15 protein-coding genes and 1 pseudogene are annotated in these 17,655 nt (G+C 62.7%); 10 read left to right on the top strand and 6 right to left on the bottom strand.

Going from position 1 to position 17,655, the window contains the following annotated elements:
- Positions 1-191: 191 nt before the first annotated feature.
- Genes X756_RS150525 through cphA form a run of 3 tightly spaced genes read right to left on the bottom strand, consistent with a single transcriptional unit; the run spans position 192 to position 4,689 of the window.
- Positions 192-1,016 (bottom strand): cyanophycinase, encoded by an 825-nt coding sequence (locus X756_RS150525; RefSeq protein ID WP_023688542.1) that lies wholly within the window; start codon positions 1,014-1,016, stop codon positions 192-194.
- A complete protein-coding gene (locus X756_RS150520; RefSeq protein WP_023730105.1) occupies positions 1,013-1,912 on the bottom strand; it encodes an isoaspartyl peptidase/L-asparaginase family protein in 900 nt (299 codons plus the stop codon). Before X756_RS150520 ends, X756_RS150525 begins: the two co-directional genes overlap by 4 nt.
- Complete coding sequence (gene cphA, locus X756_RS150515; RefSeq protein ID WP_050589270.1) at positions 1,912-4,689, bottom strand: cyanophycin synthetase; 2,778 nt, start codon at positions 4,687-4,689, stop codon at positions 1,912-1,914. The genes X756_RS150520 and cphA overlap by 1 nt, the downstream gene beginning before the upstream one ends.
- 658 nt (positions 4,690-5,347) lie before the next feature.
- On the opposite strand from cphA, the gene sdhD reads away from it, so the two are divergent.
- Positions 5,348-5,737, top strand: a complete 390-nt coding sequence (gene sdhD, locus X756_RS150510; protein WP_027050929.1) for a succinate dehydrogenase, hydrophobic membrane anchor protein — start codon at positions 5,348-5,350, stop codon at positions 5,735-5,737.
- A 103-nt stretch (positions 5,738-5,840) separates the two neighbouring features.
- On the opposite strand, the gene ctaD is transcribed toward sdhD, so the two are convergent.
- Entirely contained in the window at positions 5,841-7,499 is a 1,659-nt protein-coding gene (gene ctaD, locus X756_RS150505; protein WP_023710466.1) for a cytochrome c oxidase subunit I, read from the bottom strand.
- Positions 7,500-7,648: 149 nt separating this feature from the next.
- Here ctaD and X756_RS1000000169365 point away from each other — a divergent pair, with 149 nt between their 5' ends.
- The 7 genes and pseudogenes from X756_RS1000000169365 (at position 7,649) to X756_RS1000000169905 (ending at position 12,917) form a co-directional block, all read left to right on the top strand.
- On the top strand, positions 7,649-7,810 hold the full coding sequence (locus tag X756_RS1000000169365) for a hypothetical protein (protein ID WP_023710465.1): 162 nt from the start codon (positions 7,649-7,651) through the stop codon (positions 7,808-7,810).
- A 1-nt stretch (position 7,811) separates the two neighbouring features.
- A pseudogene (locus X756_RS1000000170560) lies at positions 7,812-7,940 on the top strand (DUF2243 domain-containing protein); the annotation flags it as partial.
- A gap of 82 nt (positions 7,941-8,022) precedes the next feature.
- Positions 8,023-8,706, top strand: a complete 684-nt coding sequence (locus X756_RS01000000165595) for a DUF2243 domain-containing protein (protein ID WP_198020030.1) — start codon at positions 8,023-8,025, stop codon at positions 8,704-8,706.
- Between the two features lie 30 nt (positions 8,707-8,736).
- Positions 8,737-10,113, top strand: coding sequence for an NAD(P)/FAD-dependent oxidoreductase (locus tag X756_RS150500; protein WP_023693465.1), 1,377 nt, complete (start codon positions 8,737-8,739; stop codon positions 10,111-10,113).
- A gap of 243 nt (positions 10,114-10,356) precedes the next feature.
- On the top strand, positions 10,357-11,871 hold the full coding sequence (locus X756_RS150495; RefSeq protein ID WP_023715805.1) for a protein adenylyltransferase SelO: 1,515 nt from the start codon (positions 10,357-10,359) through the stop codon (positions 11,869-11,871).
- Between the two features lie 657 nt (positions 11,872-12,528).
- The gene (locus X756_RS150490) at positions 12,529-12,714 is read left to right on the top strand and encodes a hypothetical protein (RefSeq protein WP_023688550.1); all 186 of its coding nucleotides are present in this window, start codon (positions 12,529-12,531) and stop codon (positions 12,712-12,714) included.
- Between the two features lie 2 nt (positions 12,715-12,716).
- A complete protein-coding gene (locus X756_RS1000000169905) occupies positions 12,717-12,917 on the top strand; it encodes a hypothetical protein (RefSeq protein ID WP_081727376.1) in 201 nt (66 codons plus the stop codon).
- Between the two features lie 600 nt (positions 12,918-13,517).
- Here the strand turns inward: X756_RS1000000169905 and X756_RS1000000168830 are convergent.
- Together X756_RS1000000168830 and X756_RS150485 are read right to left on the bottom strand one after the other, a co-directional pair.
- The gene (locus X756_RS1000000168830; RefSeq protein ID WP_023696179.1) at positions 13,518-13,676 is read right to left on the bottom strand and encodes a hypothetical protein; all 159 of its coding nucleotides are present in this window, start codon (positions 13,674-13,676) and stop codon (positions 13,518-13,520) included.
- Positions 13,677-13,861: 185 nt separating this feature from the next.
- The gene (locus tag X756_RS150485) at positions 13,862-14,164 is read right to left on the bottom strand and encodes a DUF982 domain-containing protein (RefSeq protein WP_023688551.1); all 303 of its coding nucleotides are present in this window, start codon (positions 14,162-14,164) and stop codon (positions 13,862-13,864) included.
- 189 nt (positions 14,165-14,353) lie between these two features.
- Between X756_RS150485 and X756_RS150480 the strand changes: the two genes are divergently transcribed.
- Both X756_RS150480 and X756_RS150475 read left to right on the top strand, forming a co-directional pair.
- On the top strand, positions 14,354-15,415 hold the full coding sequence (locus X756_RS150480; RefSeq protein WP_023672687.1) for a glycosyltransferase family 4 protein: 1,062 nt from the start codon (positions 14,354-14,356) through the stop codon (positions 15,413-15,415).
- A gap of 43 nt (positions 15,416-15,458) precedes the next feature.
- Positions 15,459-17,621, top strand: coding sequence for an amylo-alpha-1,6-glucosidase (locus X756_RS150475; RefSeq protein WP_023693460.1), 2,163 nt, complete (start codon positions 15,459-15,461; stop codon positions 17,619-17,621).
- Positions 17,622-17,655 lie beyond the last annotated feature (34 nt).

Consider the following 17,655-nt stretch of genomic DNA (forward strand, 5'->3'; position numbering starts at 1 on the left):
CAGAACGCCGGGCGAGCGAAGGTCTCAGCTTTGCGGGATTCGAGCCGACGAGAGGCCGTCTGTAATCCTGCCGGGCCTGCAACAACGCGACAATCCTGGTTGGGCGACTTCAAATAGGAGAACTGCTTCATATATGCGGTTTTCGCGGTACGCGGACCGCCCCACACCACCAGCTTGAGTGCGGCGAAGTCTTAAGGAATCCCCACCGGCCGTCGCAGCGCGAGATCGAACCCGTCGCCTGAGCTCAGCACGTGAACCCTAAGATCATGGATGGAAAGGGCGGCATCAGGCTCACCTTCCGCGATGTTGGAATGGGTCACGCCGGCTGCATCGACCAGATAGACAGCGCCGCTGCCGATGACCTTGAACATCTCGCCCTTCACCACGATCGCGGTGTCTTCATCGATGCCGATGCCGAGGACGCGCGGGTTCTGCGACACCGCCCCGATGAGCCGCCCAATGCGGCCCCGTTCCGCAAAGTGCTGGTCGATGATGACATTCGGCAGCAGGCCCAGTCCCGGCGCCATCCGAATGTGGCCGATCCGAAAGGACGCTGCGTTCGGCCCCTTCACCATCATTGTGTCGCTCATGACCGACGCGCCCGCGGAGGTGCCGGCAATGACGCCTCCGGCTTCATAGATTTCGTGCACCCGCTCGTCGATGGGCGTGTCGCCTATCTGGCTGGTGATGCGGAGCTGGTCGCCGCCGGAGAAGAACACCGCGCTCACGTCTGCAAGCGCACTTATTTTCTTTTCATGAGCTGCCTCGAGGCGGTCGTTGACGTAGAGCTCGATGACATCCTTGATGCCCAGCTCACCGAAGGACCTCTGATACTTCTCGAGATAGCCATCCGGCTCATGAGACGCGATGGTGGCAAGCACCAGGCGGCCGTTCGGAACCAGGCTCGCCACCTCCTTCAAGATGACACGATCGCCATCATGGTCCTCGTGGCCGCCGATGATGACGAGCGTTCCGGCTTTACCGTTCGAGGATCGTTTTTTCTTCTTGTCGGTCATTTGCCCACGTCTTTCTTGCGCAGGAAAACGTGCGGGTGGTTGTCCTCGCTGGTCATGAAAGCGACTGCGAACTCCCTGCTGTTATGCGCCCATCCAGACACGCCGGTCGCGGTAAGCACTATGGCTCCGGCTTCGCCGCCGATCGCCTCGACTTCCTTGAGCGCGGGATTCAGCACCTGCTCCAGGCCGCCTTCAGCCTGCCCCGAGGACAATGCCTGCCGCGCCGAGAGTGCCTGCATGACACGGGCCGCGAGAGCCTTTCGCGCAATATGCTCACCATCTCCCGAGAAGGCGACGGCTCCCAACCGGTTGTCGGCATAGTAGCCGCAACCGGGTTGCGGAGAATCCCCCACACGACCCGGAGCACTGCCGTCCAGTCCGCCGGTCGAAGTGCCGACGGCGATGTCCCCGTACTGATCCAGGGCAACCACACCGATCGTATCCTTCGCCTCCGACTTGCTGGAGGCGTCGCGCTGCTGCGGCGTGATCAAATCCGCCGGATCGCAAAGCTCCAGCTGCTTCTCGGCGGCGAAACGCCGGGCCCCCTCCGACGCCAGCAGGATCGGCTCCTCATGCAGCATGGCCTTCGCGACACTGATTGGATGGCGCACGCCCTTGATCACTGCGACGGCACCCACATTGAAGTCCCTGCCCTCCATCAGGCCAGCGCACATCTCGACCTCGCCGTCCGAATTGAGGGCACTTCCATATCCCGCATTGAACGTCGGGTCCGCCTCGAGGATGCGACCGGCCGCTTCCACCGCATCGACCGCCGTTCCGCCGCCGGCCAGGACGGCCCGACCTGCCTCGAGCGCCTCGATGCATCCGTTGCGATGCGCCTCCTCCTCTTGCGGATCGATCTTCTTGGCGCCGCCGTGCAGGATCAGCGACCACATCAGCCAGCCCTCAGATGGCGAATATGGGTCTGATCGGGCCCTCCCCTCGAAGGCGTCGCGCCTCCGAAGCCGGTTACCTGCCGCCACACGGCTTCAACGTCGTCGACGGTCAGCACGACAAGGTCGTTTTCCCGTGCAAGCCTGAGACACACGTCGACGGCCTCCTTCTCGGGACAGACGGCGTGAATGCGGCCTGGGGCGCAGCCGGCGTTCAAGGCACCTTCCCGCAGCAAGCCGGCGATCGCTCCGGGGGCTCGGCCGCGCAGCTCCTGCTCATCCTCCTTGAAGACGATGACGTCGAATATCCGCGAAGCGATCGCGCCCATCTCGCGTATATCACAATCGCGGCGGTCACCGGGTATGGCGACCAGGCCGATCGTGCGCTGATAGCCGCGCCTCATGTGGGAAACGAGCTTTCCGAGCGCCTTCAGCCCTTCCGGATTGTGCGCATAGTCGACGATCGTGCGGAAACCATGCCCGTCGAAGACGTTGAGGCGACCGGGAGATTGCTCGAACGAGGTGCCAAACTCGGCCAGCGCCGCCCGGATCGTTGCCGCCGGAACGTCGTGGCAATGCGCCATGGCGACGGCTGCCAGGCTGTTGGCAACGTTGAATTCGGCAGAACCCTCGAAGGTCGCGGGAATTTCGTCGACGCTCATCAGGAACATCGATTCCCCATCCTCGTGGATGAAAATGTCCCAGCCGTCCCTGCTGGGCTCCCGCGTCACGGCGCGGCCGCCTTCCGCCAGGTGGCTGCGCAAGAAATCGGGCCACTCGCTCCTGCTCGCCAGCGAGAAGTAGCAGATCCTGCCGCCGGCATCTCGCGACATTGCGGACGTATGGACGTCGTCGGCATTGAGAATGCTCCATCCCCCGCGGCGGACGGACTCGACCACGACCGATTTCACCTCCGCCAGGTCCTTGATCGTGTCGATGCCCCTCAGCCCGAGATGATCGCCGTGGACGTTCAGAACGGCGCCAACATCGCATGCATCGAAGGCAAGCCCTTCGCGCAGGATGCCGCCGCGCGCACATTCCAGCACCGCGACATCGACACCCGGCTCGCGCAGCACGATCCTGGCGCTCTGCGGACCGGAGCAGTCCCCTGTCATGATCCGCTCGCCGTTCAAGTAGACGCCGGTGGTGGAGGTGAGCCCGACGGTTGCCCCATTCGCCTGCAGGATGTGCGCCAGCATCCGGGCAGTGGTCGACTTGCCGTTGGTTCCCGTGATCGCGAAGATCGGAATCCGGCCGTCCTTGCCGCCTTTGAAGAGAAGATCGAGCACGGGCCGTGCGACGTTGCGGGCGCGCCCCGACGAGGGTTCGAGATGCATGCGAAAGCCAGGACCGGCATTCACCTCTATGATGCCGCCGCCGGTTTCGCTCACCGGCCGTGAGATGTCGGGACAGACGAAGTCGATCCCGGCAATGTCGAGACCGACGATCTGTGCCGCCCGCCTGGCGATCAGCGCGTTTTCGGGATGGATTTCTTCCGTCCGGTCGATCGCGGTCCCACCGGTGGAGAGATTGGCGGTGGGCCGCAAGAGCACCATTTGGCCCGGCGCTGGAACGCTCGCCAGGGCGAGCTGCGATTTTGACAGGAAATGCTCGACGCATTCGTCGATTTCGATGCGGGTCAATACCGAGGAATGGCCCTCTCCCCTCCGCGGGTCGCGGTTCGTCTCCTCGACGAGCTCGGCGACAGAACTCCGGCCATCGCCGACCACATGGGCCGGAACCCTCTCGGCAAGCGCCACCACCTTTCCGCCGATTACCAGGATCCTGTGATCCGAGCCGACGAAATGCTGCTCGACGATAACGCTGCGGCTGTGTTCTCGCGCCTGTTCGAAACCCCAGCGGACGTCGTCTTCTGTTGCCAGACCGATGTTGACGCCGCTTCCATGATTGCCATCGAGTGGTTTGGTGACCACGGGGTAGCCCAGCCGTGCGGCTGCCGCGACCGCGTCCTGCGCCGATCGCACCAGCTCCCCGCGTGGCACCGGCAGGCCGGCCTGTTGCAGCAGGAATTTGGTCAGGTCCTTATCCGAGGCGATCTCGGTCGCAATCTCGGAAGTGAGGTCACTGCAACTGGCGCGGATGCGCTTCTGATGCTTTCCGTGACCAAACAGCACGAGGCTGCTGTCGTCGATCCGCGCCGCCGGAATGCCTCGCCTCTCGGCCTCGCGCACCAAGGAAGCAGTCGTAGGCCCCAAGGCACGCTCGGCGGCCAGAAGCTTGAGCTGCTGCAGCCTGGCTGCGAACTCGAATGGCCCCTGCGTTTCCGCAATGTCGCCGAGCCCCTCGACACCATGCAGATTGGCCGGCAGCAGGCTGTCCACCAGTTCGAGCGCGACGCGCCCGGCGAGCAGCCCGACAAGCTCGTCCTTGTAGGCGAACATGACATTATAAGTGCCCGGACTGCCTTTGACCGACCGTGTCTTTCCTCGTGTCACCCGGTGACCGAGCATGCTCTGCAGTTCCAGGGCGACATGCTCGACGACGTGGCCGAGCCAGGTTCCTTCCTGCATGCGGCGGACGAAGCCGCCGGCGGCGCCATAGCTGCAGCCATGGCCCGCAAGGCCGGGCAACAGTCGGACGATTTGTTCGGAAAACCCGGGCAGTTTGTCTGTCGGGAACGCCTCAAGGGCTCCGAGGTCGATCCGAATCTGGACCATTGGCGTCATGCTATAGAGGTGCGGCCCGCGAAACACGCGGGCGTCCACGACGCGGATAGGGCGAAAACGCGAGGCGCCCCGATGAATTTCTTTGTCCGACATAGTCCGTTTCTCCTGACTAACTCCGCAACATCCGGAGGATCGGTTAGTTCCCGGCCTTTCAGCCCAAATATTTTTGCAGGAGAGAGAAACAAAAGTGGCCGATAACATATGTTGGCCCAAGAACACCCTCTGGTCATCTCGGCCACGTGCGGTCGCTGTTCTGAGGGGCTACTTATCTCTCGGGACGAGGCGGGCCAGGCGTTCGCTCGTTTTCACAAGCATTCGCCGGGCACATCGCGGCCGTTGAGCTAGTGCCCGGCTTTAGCTCATGGCGACCCATTGTGCGGGTCCAGCACTGAGGCATTAATCTTCAGCACGCCTTCGGCACCCGGGAACATTTCCAGACGCGTCAGGTTTGGAACCATCCTTGCACCGGAACTACAGCCATGCAGAGTCGAAAATCGGTGAAGGCCGCGCTCGTCAAGGAGATCGACGCGGTCCGCCTTCGTATCTCGCTGCTTGAAAGCGAGCTATGCAGAGATGGCAGACCCAGGCAAATTGGATGGCGTTCAGGATACGAACTGAACGCCCACAAAGCCCGCCTTGCTCGACTGGAGACCGTGCTTGCCCACTATCCGTCGGCACCGACGGCCCGGGCATCGAAACAGCAACAGCTTGAGTTGCCCGCAAGTCAACCAAGTAATTTTGGGGAAACGCCATGGCTGACAGACCCTCAATCAGAACTCCGCTAGCTCGAGTGCGGGGCCTTGGATCGGCGAAACACGGAACCGAAACGTTCATGCTGGAGCGGCTGACATCTGCTGCCCTGTTGATCCTTGTCATTTACATCGTCGCGGTCGTTATAATGCTGGTCGGTGAGCCTCGAGACGCCGTCCTCAGCGTCGTAGGATCGATCTATGTCGCGCCAGCCCTTATTGGCTTCATTCTCGTAAGCTGCGTTCACATGCGGCTTGGAATGCAATCGATCATCGAAGATTACTGCCATGCCACCGTGCTCAAATCGCTTCTTCTGATCGCCAATTGGTTATTCTGCTGGGCAGTCGCGCTCGCAAGCTTGTTCGCTGTGCTGTTAATCAGCTTCAGATAGCGATCCGGTTCTCAGCTGCAGCCAACGTCTGCCACCGGCAGGCTGAAGTTCGCCTCAGCGGCGAACCGGGCTGGCTTGCGCACAGGAGTTCGACAACCCGGCCTCATCTGATTTGCGGCAGCCTGTCCCATTGATGGAAAGGGGGTGGAGAGGTCAGCTCCCACTCCAATGTGGTAGCTCCTGGCCCCCATGGGTTCATGCCGGCGGCTCTTTGCCGGTAGAAAGCTTCCAAGATGCCGAAGAGGAAAATCACGACACTCGCGGCCGACAGGTACGATCCATACGAGGACACCATGTTCCAGCCGGCGAATGCGTCGGGATAGTCGACATAGCGACGCGGCATGCCCGCCAATCCAAGGAAGTGATGGGGGAAGAAGACGAGGTTCACGCCGACGAAGGTCGTCCAGAAATGGACCCCAGCCAGAAGCGGATTGTAGAGATATCCCGTCATTTTCGGAAACCAGTAATACCAGCCCGCGAAGATGCCGAAGATCGCTCCCAGTGAAAGTATGTAGTGGAAATGCGCGACGACGAAGTATGTGTCGTGCAGTTCACGGTCGAGGCCGGCATTTGCGAGTTGAACGCCCGTCACCCCGCCTACGGTGAACAGGAATATGAAGCCGAGGGCCCAGAGCATCGGCGTCCGCAGGCCGACCGAGCCGCCCCACATGGTTGCAATCCAGGAGAACACTTTTATCCCGGTCGGCACTGCGATCACCATCGTGGCGAAGGTGAAGTAGCGCTGCGTGTCGAGGCCTATCCCGCTGGTGTACATATGGTGGGCCCAGACGACGAAGCCGATCACCCCGATCGCCACGATTGCGTAGACCATCCCGAGATACCCGAAGATCGGCTTTCGCGAGAAGGTCGAGATCACCTGGCTGACGATGCCGAACGCCGGCAGGATCATGATGTAGACTTCCGGGTGGCCGAAGAACCAGAAGAGATGCTGGTACAGCAGCGGGTCGCCTCCGCCGTCCGGCGCGAAGAACGTGGTTCCGAAATTGCGATCAGTCAGGAGCATGGTGATGGCGCCGGCCAGCACCGGCAGAGCCAGCAGCAGCAGGAAGGCGGTGATGAGGATCGACCACACAAACAGGGGCATCTTGTGCAGGGTCATCCCCGGCGCGCGCATGTTGAAGATGGTGGTGATGAAGTTGATGGCTCCCAGGATCGAGGAGGCGCCCGCAATGTGCAGAGACAGGATGACCAGATCCACGGCGGGACCGGGATGGCCGGAGGTCGACAGCGGCGGGTACAGGAACCAGCCGGTCCCAGGGCCATAGCCGCCGGGGACGCTGGGCATGAAGATCGACAATAAAAGCAACATCAATGCCGGCGGCAGCAGCCAGAACGAGATGTTGTTCATGCGCGGGAAGGCCATGTCGGGGGCGCCGATCATGATCGGAACCATCCAGTTGGCGAAGCCGCCGATCAGGGCGGGCATCACAGTGTAGAAGATCATGATCAGCGCGTGGGCCGTGGTGAAGACGTTGTAAAGCTGCTTGCCGGCGTCGATCGCCGCGTCGCCCTGGTAACCGTAGATCATCGACGCCAGTCCGGGGAAAAACTGGATCCCGGGTTGCTGCAGCTCGATTCGCATGCTCACCGACAAGAGCATGCCGATCACCCCCGCGATGAAAGCGAAGACCAGATAGAGTGTGCCGATGTCCTTGTGGTTGGTCGAAAACAGCCATCGGGTGATGCCGCTCGGCTGATGGCCGTCGAGACCGCCCGGATCTGCCGCCGTATATTCGTTCATGACCTTCTCCGCTTGAGCCGTCCGTCGCCAGCATCGAACCGTGCTGGAACTTGATTGTTCCCTCCACCGAACCGACAGCCAGGAACATTCCACGGAAGCCGCTGTTAGGTTCCGCGCGGCCGACCCTGCGCGGCTGAGGATCGACGTCCATGCTGGCGATAATTGCTGCGACACTGGTTCTGACGACGGTGGTTGGTGGGCTGATATCCGCCTTCTGGCTCGAGGCGCGTCATGGTCTCCATGACCCCATGCCGCCGGACATGTCGGTGCGCAGGCAACTGAACGCCCCGGCCTGGAGCCGGTGGTCCTGACATGGACGCGATCACCGCGACACTCGACCCGAGAACGCGAGCCGGCTGGCTGCTGCTCGGCTTCGCGCTCGGCGGTTTCTTCGACGGCATCGTCCTGCATCAGATCCTGCAATGGCATCATCTTCTCTCGGGCGTCGCCGATCCGGTGGGTTCCGACCTGCGCTNATCAGATCCTGCAATGGCATCATCTTCTCTCGGGCGTCGCCGATCCGGTGGGTTCCGACCTGCGCTTCCAGATCATGGCCGACGGCCTCTTCCATCTTTGCATGTATGTGCTCGCCGTCGCCGGCACGGTGCTGCTGGTGGCCGCGAGGGCGGCCGGCGCGCGGCCCGGGACCACCACGGAGATCCTGCGGCTCGCCTTCGCCGGGTTCGGCGTCTGGCATGTCGTCGATGCCGTCGTGTTTCACTGGCTGCTGGGTCTGCACCGGATCAAGATGAACAGCGACTTGCCGCTCGCCTGGGATATTGCGTGGCTGGTCATCTTCGGCATCGTGCCGCTTGTGTTGGTGCTGGTGCTGCCCAACCGCGGCGGACCGGCACGCGGTGCTTCGGCAGCGCTGACCAGCATCGTCCTGCTTGCGGGACTGGCAGCCGGCGCCGGCCCGTTCTTCAACGGCGCCGCCAATTCCATCATCGTCTTTCGGGCCGGGATGGAACCGGCGGCGATGATGCGGGCCGTTGAAGTCGCCGACGCCCATCTCAAATGGGTCGACGCCAGCGGCACCATCTGGGCGGTCGACCGCGTCTCATGGCGCGGGTTGGTAGCTCTTCACGCGCGCGGCGCCCTTGTGGTCAGCACGACGCCTGTCATTGCCGGATGCCTTGCCTGGACCGATGCCGCCGGAGTGAGCAGTAGCTCCAGCCAGCAGCGAGGCACTCCTGCCAGGCTATGACTTCCGGACAGGGATAGGGGAGTATCAAGCATGCAATTCGCCACCGAGAGCAGCCACGGCCGGAGCCTGACACCGCGCATCGTCGTGGTCGGCGGAGGCTTTGCCGGTCTGGAGGTTGCCAAGGCGCTCGGCAAGGCGGAAATCGGGGTGACGATCATCGACCGCCACAATCACCACCTGTTCCAGCCCTTGCTCTATCAGGTTGCAACCGCCGCCTTGTCGGCGCCTGACATCGCCGAGCCCATCCGCAAGATCCTGGGCCGCTATCCCTCGGTTCAGGTCCTCTTCGGCGATGTCACCGAGATCGGCACCGAGGCCAGGATACTGGTGCTGGCCGATGGGACCACGGTCCCCTACGACATCCTGGTCTTGGCCACTGGTTCGCAGCCATTCTATTTCGGCCAGGAGAGCTGGGCTCGGGTCTGTCCCGGTTTGAAGACCATCGAGGACGCGCGCACGATCCGGTCACGGCTGCTGCTATCGTTCGAGCACGCGGAACGGACCACCGATCCAGTCGAGCAATCCCGGCTGATGACGATCGCCATTATCGGCGGCGGCCCGACCGGTGTCGAACTGGCGGGCTCGATCGCCGAACTCAGCCGGCACACACTGGCGCGCGACTTCCGCAACATCCGGCCCGAGAAGACAAGGATCATACTGGTAGAAGCCGGCGAGCGTCTGCTCGCCGGATTCGCCCCGGAGCTTTCCAGATATGCACGTCTGCGCCTTGAAAGCCTGGGCGTCGAGGTCGCGCTCGGCAACCGGGTCGAGGCGATCGAAGCGCATCAGATCACCGTCGGCGGCCAGGTGATCCCGGTGGCCTTGACGCTCTGGGCCGCCGGGGTGGCGGCTTCTCCGCTGGTCGCCCAGCTTGGTGTCGGGCTCGACCGCGGCGGTCGGGTGAAGGTCGAATCCGACCTGCAGGTCGTCGGCCATCCCGATGTCTTCGCGCTTGGCGACGTCGCACTGGTCCTCGATGGGAACGGCCAGCCATTGCCGGGTCTTGCCCAGGTCGCCAAGCAGCAGGGCGAGCACCTCGGCAAGGCACTGGCACGCCGGATAGATGCTGGCGATACGCTGCCCGCTTTTGTCTTCAGCAATCGAGGCAACACGGCCATTGTCGGCCGCCACGCTGCCGTGTTCGAATCGGGTAGGCTGAAACTGAAAGGCTGGTTCGCCTGGTCTGCCTGGGCGCTCATCCATGTCTACCTGCTCGTCGGTTTTCAGCACCGCGTTCAGGTCTCGATCCAGTGGCTCTGGCGCTACCTGACCTATGAGCGTGGCGCCCGGCTCATCGCCGAGGAGCGAGTCGAACCGGGTTCGAAATCATCGCCGGGAGCGGCCCCGAGAGAGCCGCTGCCAACCAAGGCAGACGCCGCCCCGGCATTGCACGCCCGCACTGACTAGATTGCCGGGTGCTCAGTTCGGAGACAGTGGCGATGCGGGGGTCATCTCTGGATTCCGCCACGGCCCGTCGTCCCACGGCAGCCTGAACCTCGAAAATCGAGGCGGGTGGTTCCCAGCTTGTATCCGGTGCCGGCCTGATGGGATCCGGATGGCACCAGCGGCGTTGCGTCCCTATATGCTCAAATGAACACAGGCTCCTCGAAACGGGAGCTGTTGAACCCTCCTCTTCAGAGACAGCTTGTCATGACGTCACCTGCGACTGCTGAACAACCCCCGGTCATTCAGACGGGGCTTCCCGCCCTGAGCAACAGCTATGGGCAATTGCCGGAGCGCTTCTTCTCGCAAACAGATCCGAAGCCGGTATCCGAACCGCGGCTGATCCGGTTCAACCGGCCCCTCGCGGAGGAACTCGGGCTCGATGCCGACCAGCTTACCAGCCCGGATGGAGTGGCGATGCTTGCCGGCAACAGATTTCCGGAAGGCTTGCAGGCAATCGCCCTGGCTTATGCGGGCCACCAGTTCGGAAACTTCGTGCCTCAGCTTGGCGACGGGCGCGCTCTGCTTCTTGGCGAAGTGGTGGACGTCAACGGCATTCGCCGTGACATCCAGCTGAAGGGATCGGGACCAACGCGGTTCTCGCGCAACGGTGACGGCCGCGCCGCACTCGGCCCTGTCCTGCGCGAATATGTCGTCAGCGAAGCGATGGCGGCGCTCGGCATTCCGACGACGCGAAGCCTTGCGGCGGTGCTCACCGGCGACCCGGTCTATCGCGAGGTCCGGCTGCCCGGCGCCGTCCTGACACGGGTGGCGGCAAGTCATATCAGGATCGGCACGTTCCAATATTTCGCCGCGCGCCACGACACCGAGGCGCTCAAGATATTGGCCAACTATGCCATTCAGCGTCACTTCCCACAGCTGGCGGGGGAAGCACGGCCGTACCGGGCTTTGCTGGAGGCCGTTGTCGCCGCACAGGCGGACCTGGTGGCGCGCTGGATGCTGGTCGGCTTCATCCATGGCGTCATGAACACCGACAACATGTCGATCTCGGGCGAGACGATCGACTATGGCCCATGCGCCTTCATGGACGCTTACGACCCCGGCGCGGTGTTCAGTTCGATAGACCGCGCCGGTCGCTATGCCTATGCCAACCAGCCTCGTGTCGCCACATGGAACCTTGCGCGCTATGCCGAGACCCTGCTGCCGCTCATGAGCACGGACGAGAATGAAGCAGTGTCTGAAGCGGAAGAGGTGCTGAGGTCGTTCCAGGCCTCCTATGAGGCTGTGTTGCAGCGCGGCTTCCGCAGAAAACTCGGACTGCTGACCGAAGCGGAAGGCGACTTGCAGCTCGCTGCCGACTTTCTGGACGTGCTGGCTCACGGCGAAGCGGACTTTACGCTCGGCTTTCGGCGCCTGGGCGATGACCTCGACGCTGCGGACGGCCAAGGCACGGCGCGGCAGTTGTTTAAGGATCCAGGCTCATTCGATGCCTGGTCGGCGCGGTGGCGCCAGCGCATTGCAAGCGAAGCAGCCGACACGGCCACGCGCCGGGCAGCCATGCAATCCGTCAATCCCAAATTCATCCCCCGCAATCATCGCATCGAGGCGATGATCCAGGCGGCGTTGGGCGGCGACTTCACACCGTTCGAGGAGATCCTGGCGGTCGTCAGCCGTCCCTTCGATGAGCAGCCGGGAATGGAACGCTATGCTGAGCCGCCACGCCCGGATGAGCGCGTCCTGCAGACATTCTGCGGTACATGAGACATTCGTGATGGTCGCTTAACATGTGCAAATGCGGAAGACCCATTTGCAAGCTATCGTCACGGGCACTCTCGTAGGGGCTGAGCTATGACGATCATAGAATTGGCATTCGAATTGCTGGCACGGAAGCTCGTAGACCGTACCGGAATATCAGACGAAGATGCTCGAGACCTTGTCTCAGCCATGGGAGCTGACTGGTCATCGCTCGTGCGAGCAGCGAGGGCGATCAAAGAGGCTTAGGTCTTTTGACGTCGTTTTAGCTGCCATCAGCTGCAGGCAGATCGGACCAGAGGCTGCTGCCGCGATCCAGGCGCGACACCGCGCTCGTCACCGATCATGTCAGCAACGTGGTCAAGCACTGTATTTCGGTCGCTCCAATTGACCGGGTACAACACGCTGCTCTCCTGAAAGCCACTGCAGCCCGCTACGCAAGTCGCCGGAAGCTCGCAATAAACTGCGATAGCAGCCCAGGCTTAGGATTTATATTGCAGGCCCGCACCACTGGCGGGGCGACGCGGGCAGGCCGCTGCCGTTCGTTGAAATCCGCGTTGGGAATCAGATTCCGTCGGCACCGAAATCACAGGTGCTGACGAAGCAGACGGAACTTCCCCCCACGATCACGGTTTCGAGTCACGAGACCAACCCAAGGAGATGCAGATGTCGAGCAAAATGCCGCCCGTGCCGCCTGAGAACCAGAGCCAGAAGGGTCGAGGAGAAGGGCGACAGGTTAGCCACGATGATGCCCAGCACGGCACTCACGGAGCGCCGGATCCGGAGCGCCAAGGGCAGCAAGCCAACACCAAGGTCAACACCACTCATCAGGGCCGTCAGCAGGATCGGTGATCATGTCCACATCGAAGAAACACCCGAACACGATCCGGCAGGGCGGGCCAGGCGCATCGCACGAGAACGCCAGAAAACCCCTGCGGGTCAACAAACCCCCGGCGGATGAAGACCGTCGATCCAAAAGCCGAGTTTCAGGGGGTGGCGGTGAAAAGGACAGTCATCATTCGCACAATCCAGCCAAGAAGGGTAGCAACAGTTGAACCCACGGCTTTGTGAATGATTGTGCTAAAGCGCGCCGCGTGTGCATGTCATTGTCTCACAACCGAGCCTTTTTTTGAGTGACATGCATAGCCGGACCAGGGTGAGGATCAGCGAGTCGAGACGCCCGGAAAAACCGGAGGCCGTGGGCCCGCACCACTGGCGGAGCGATGCGGGCCCGGCCAAGGGTTACGGCCCTCGACCAGCAGCGAGGGGCTCGCTGCCGCATGCAGAACAAGCCCCGTAATTTCAGGTTCCGCTAATATACAAAAAAGCCGGCCACCTTTCGGCAGCCGGCCAGTTCCAACAGAACAAGGGAACGTGCACTGATGGGGCAGTGCAACGCCCGAAGTGTTTCGAGGCGACGATGTTCCACCGGAAATCCACGGATTCGCCGTTTCGATCTACATTGGCCGGATTGAAAGATCTTTGACGATCTCTCCCAAGTTCTCGCGGAGCCCGGTCCGACGTGTGGCGCCCTGTCTGCGTCTTGGCTCTCTATGCGGCCAGCAAGCTCATCTTTGAAGAATGCCCGCCGCGACTGCCGCGCGCGTCAAACACCGGCGTGCAATTGGTCGAGCGCGCGGCAGACCGGGGACGCGTCAAGTCGAGCGTCGGTCGACGTAGGTGTAGACGCCGGCCCCAATGGCGACCGCGCCGACCGTGATCACGATCGATGGCGCGCCCATCAAACTGGCAAAGACCGCCCAGATGAGGGCGATGACGATAGCGCCGAGTGTTCCCAGGATCAGTTTCGGCATTGTCTACCCCTCCACGTTCGGACCGCCCGTCGATGGTCGTCACCCACCGGTCATGCGAAACGCCGCATGAAAGCACAGTGTGGCCCATGAGGTGAAGGGCCGCGCCGGAATACTCCGGTGCGAAAAAGATGATGCCCGCGCCGCCAAAGCCCGGGTGTTCAATAGCCAAATGGCTGGACCGGCGCCTAGCGCCTCAGCGCGTGGACTTCCGCCATGCTTTCGCCGCCCATCGGCAGGGCCATGTCATCATCGAGCAGCCGGGTGATGCGGGCAAAGCCCGTAAACGCCTTCCTGGCTGCTTCGGCCGACATTCTGCCCGACAGGGCCGCGGAGCAGCAATTCACGGCGCACTGATACACAGGCCCACGCCGTCCCAATGGCCATTTCTGCAAAAAGACCATCGCTTCGGCAACGCTATCGACTTCCTCGACGGGGTGTCCCTGCCCGCGCGCAATGCGCACGGGCGTAAAGAAATGCAAGCGGTCCATTTTGTTCTCTCCCTGGTCGGCCGCAGCGCGAACCAACCCTACTAAATTCGCGGATGGCGCGTTTGTTCCGCTTATTGCAAAAAAATCTGCGCTGGTGGGCTTGGGTTGCCGACGCCCGCTTTTGTCCGGAACGTTAGGCCGGCTGATGCATTTCGCTCTCGTGATTGCCTTGAGGGACACGTTCAAACCATGCGCATAGCCCATGTCGCCCCTTTGCACGAATCGGTGCCACCCCTTCTCTATGGCGGCACCGAGCGCATCGTTTCCTATCTGACCGAAGGGCTGGTCGAACTCGGCCATGAGGTGACGCTGTTCGCCAGCGGCGACAGCCGGACGTCGGCCAGACTGATACCAGGTCGCGAACGCGCGCTACGCCTCGATCCGCGCCCGCTGAAATCGGACACGGCGGCGCATCTTGCGATGCTTGCCGATGTGAGGAACCGAGCCCACGACTTTGATATCATTCATTTTCATCTCAGCCATTTCCTGCATTTCTCGTTCTTCGAGACCATGCCGGACAAGACGGTGACGACGCCTCATGGCCGGCTCGATTATGTCGATCTGGCGCCAGCCTATGAGCGTTTTCCGCGCTTTCCGCTGATCTCGATCTCGCATAGCCAGAAGACCGGGCTTGCGAATGCCAATTGGCTGGCCACCATCCATCACGGGCTGCCGACGGGTCTCTATCAGCCGACCTTCGAGACGGCGGCGGGCGAACCATACCTTGCCTTTCTCGGCCGGCTTTCGCGCGACAAGCGGCCGGACCGGGCCATCGACATCGCCTTGCGCTCGGGCATGAAGCTCAAGCTGGCGGCCAAGATCGGCGACGATGATCGCGCCTATTTCCATGAGACGATCGAGCCGTTGATCGATGGCGACCGCATCGACTATGTCGGCGAGATCGCCGAGAGTGAGAAGACTGAATTCCTCGGCAATGCCGCTGGTCTGCTGTTTCCGATAGACTGGCCCGAGCCGTTCGGCCTTGCCGCGATCGAGGCGATGGCGTGCGGTACGCCAACCATCGGCTGGAACTGCGGTGCGTTGCCGGAAGTCATCGACCATGGCGTTACCGGATTTGTCGTCGATTCTCTCGACGCCGCGGTCGCCGCGGTGCCGGCCTTGCTGCAACTCGACCGGCGAAAGGTGCGCGCCGTCTTCGAAAGTCGGTTCTCCGCCAACAGGATGGCGCGCGACTATCTCACTGCCTATGCGCGTCTCATCGGCGCCCCGGCTGAATCGAAAGCGTCGTGAACGACGGCGGACGTTCCGAGCCCGAAACAGAGATTTGTGACTGATGACCGAACTTGACGAGCGCAAGCTCGACCCTGCCGTGGCCCTTGCCTCCCTGGACGAAACCGCGCCGCGCGAGCCGCACCGGCTGTTTGCCCTGAAGCAAGGCGACTGTTTTGCCGTGGCCGATGCCTACGGCGATATCAGGGGTGCGGGCGACGGTTTCTTCCGTGACGACACCCGGGTGCTGTCGGAGTTCAGGCTCACCGTCGGCGGCCGGCAGACATCTCTGCTCGGCGCCTCGCTCAGCCAGGACAATGTGCTGTTCACCAGCAATATGACCAATTTGCCGATGCAAAGCGTCGGTGGCCGCGACATCCCCCAGGGCGCCATCCATATCGAGCGCGTCAGGCTGTTGTGGCAGGACCGGCTGTTCGAGCGCATCACCCTTTCCAACTACAGCCAGGAGCATTCGGCAATCCGCGTCTCGCTGCATTTTGCCGCCGATTTCCGCGACATGTTCGAGGTGCGCGGTTCGACCCGGCCGAAGCGCGGAATGGCGCATGCAGCGGAGATCGAGCCTGCCTCGGTGCTGCTGCGCTATGACGGACTGGACGGGCTGGCGCGGGTGTCTGCGATCACGTTCTCGCAGCCGCCGGACCAGCTGAGCGCCGAGCGCGCGGATTTCCTCATCGCAGTGACCAAGCGCAGCAGCAAGATGCTTTACGTCGAGGTCGGCGCGGAACTGACCGAAACGCCCGACCGCGACCGCTTCCGGGCGGCCGCGGCGCGCGCCCGTTTCGGCATGCGGGCCAAGCGCCGCCATGGAGCGACGGTGCACAGTTCGGGCCGCGTCTTCAACGATTGGGTCGAACGCGCTCGCGCCGATGTCGCCTTGCTGACCACCGAGCTGTCGACCGGCCCTTACCCCTATGCCGGCATCCCCTGGTTTTCGACGGCCTTCGGCCGTGACGGCGTCATCTCGGCGCTGCAGATGCTATGGCTCAACCCCGGCCTGGCGCGCGGCGTGCTTGCCTTCCTCGCCCAGCACCAGGCGACCGAAACATCGCCTTTCAGCGACTCGCAGCCCGGCAAGATCATGCACGAGACGCGCAAGGGCGAGATGGTGGCGCTGCAGGAGCTGCCTTTCGGCCGTTACTATGGCGGCGTCGATACCACGCCGCTCTACATCCACCTCGCTTGCGCCTATGCCGAGCGCACCGGCGACATGGACTTCATCGCCAGCCTGTGGCCATCTCTCTGCGCCGCCGCCAAGTGGACGGAAGAGGCGAGCCGCGCAACCGGCTTCGTCACCTATCAGCGCGCCGCCGAATCCGGCCTTGCGAACCAAGGCTGGAAGGACAGCTTCGACTCCGTCTTCCACGCCGACGGGCGCATTCCCAAGGGGCCGATCGCGCTGGTCGAAGTGCAGGGTTATGTCTTCGCAGCCTTCAGGGGCCTTGCCGCTCTTGCCCGCCGCCGGGGCGAGTTCGCGCAGGCCGAGCACTGGGAAAATCGCGCCGAAGAGATGCGGATCGCCGTCGAGCGTGATTTCTGGCTGGACGATCTCGGCTTCTATGCGCTGGCGATCGACGGCGCCGGAGAGCCGTGCAAGGTGCGCACGTCGAATGCCGGACACCTGCTCTATGTCGGCCTGCCCGAACCGGCGCGGGCTAAGATGGTCGCCGACCAGTTGCTTTCGGCTTCCTTCCACTCCGGCTGGGGGGTGCGAACGCTTTCCGACGATGCTGTGCTGTTCAACCCGATGTCGTACCACAATGGTTCCATCTGGCCGCATGACACGGCGATGTGCGGCGCCGGCCTGGCGCGGTTCGGCGAGCGTGACAGCGTGGTGCGGCTGATGAGCGGTACGTTCGAATCGGCAGTGCATTTCAACATGCGACTGCCGGAACTGTTCTGCGGTTTCACCCGCTCGCCGGGCGAAGCGCCGATCGCCTACCCCGTCGCCTGCCTGCCGCAAGCGTGGTCGGCAGGCTCGGCCTTCATGCTGATGCAGGCGTGCCTCGGTCTGGAAATCGACGGCTGGAACGGCGAAATCCATGTGACCCGACCCCGTTTGCCGATCGGCATCGATACGCTGACGCTCAGGCATCTGGGTGTCGGCGAAAAGAGGGTCGATCTTACCTTTCAGCGCGTCGGCGACCGCGTCGTCGCCTTTCTCGCCGACCGCCATGAGGGGCTGGTTCCGCTGATCGTGCGGACATGATCGGAACGGCTTTCAACGGGAACCGATCCCAAGG

Origin of the sequence: Mesorhizobium sp. LNJC405B00 (genome assembly GCF_000502615.1) — a bacterium.
Lineage (GTDB): Bacteria > Pseudomonadota > Alphaproteobacteria > Rhizobiales > Rhizobiaceae > Mesorhizobium.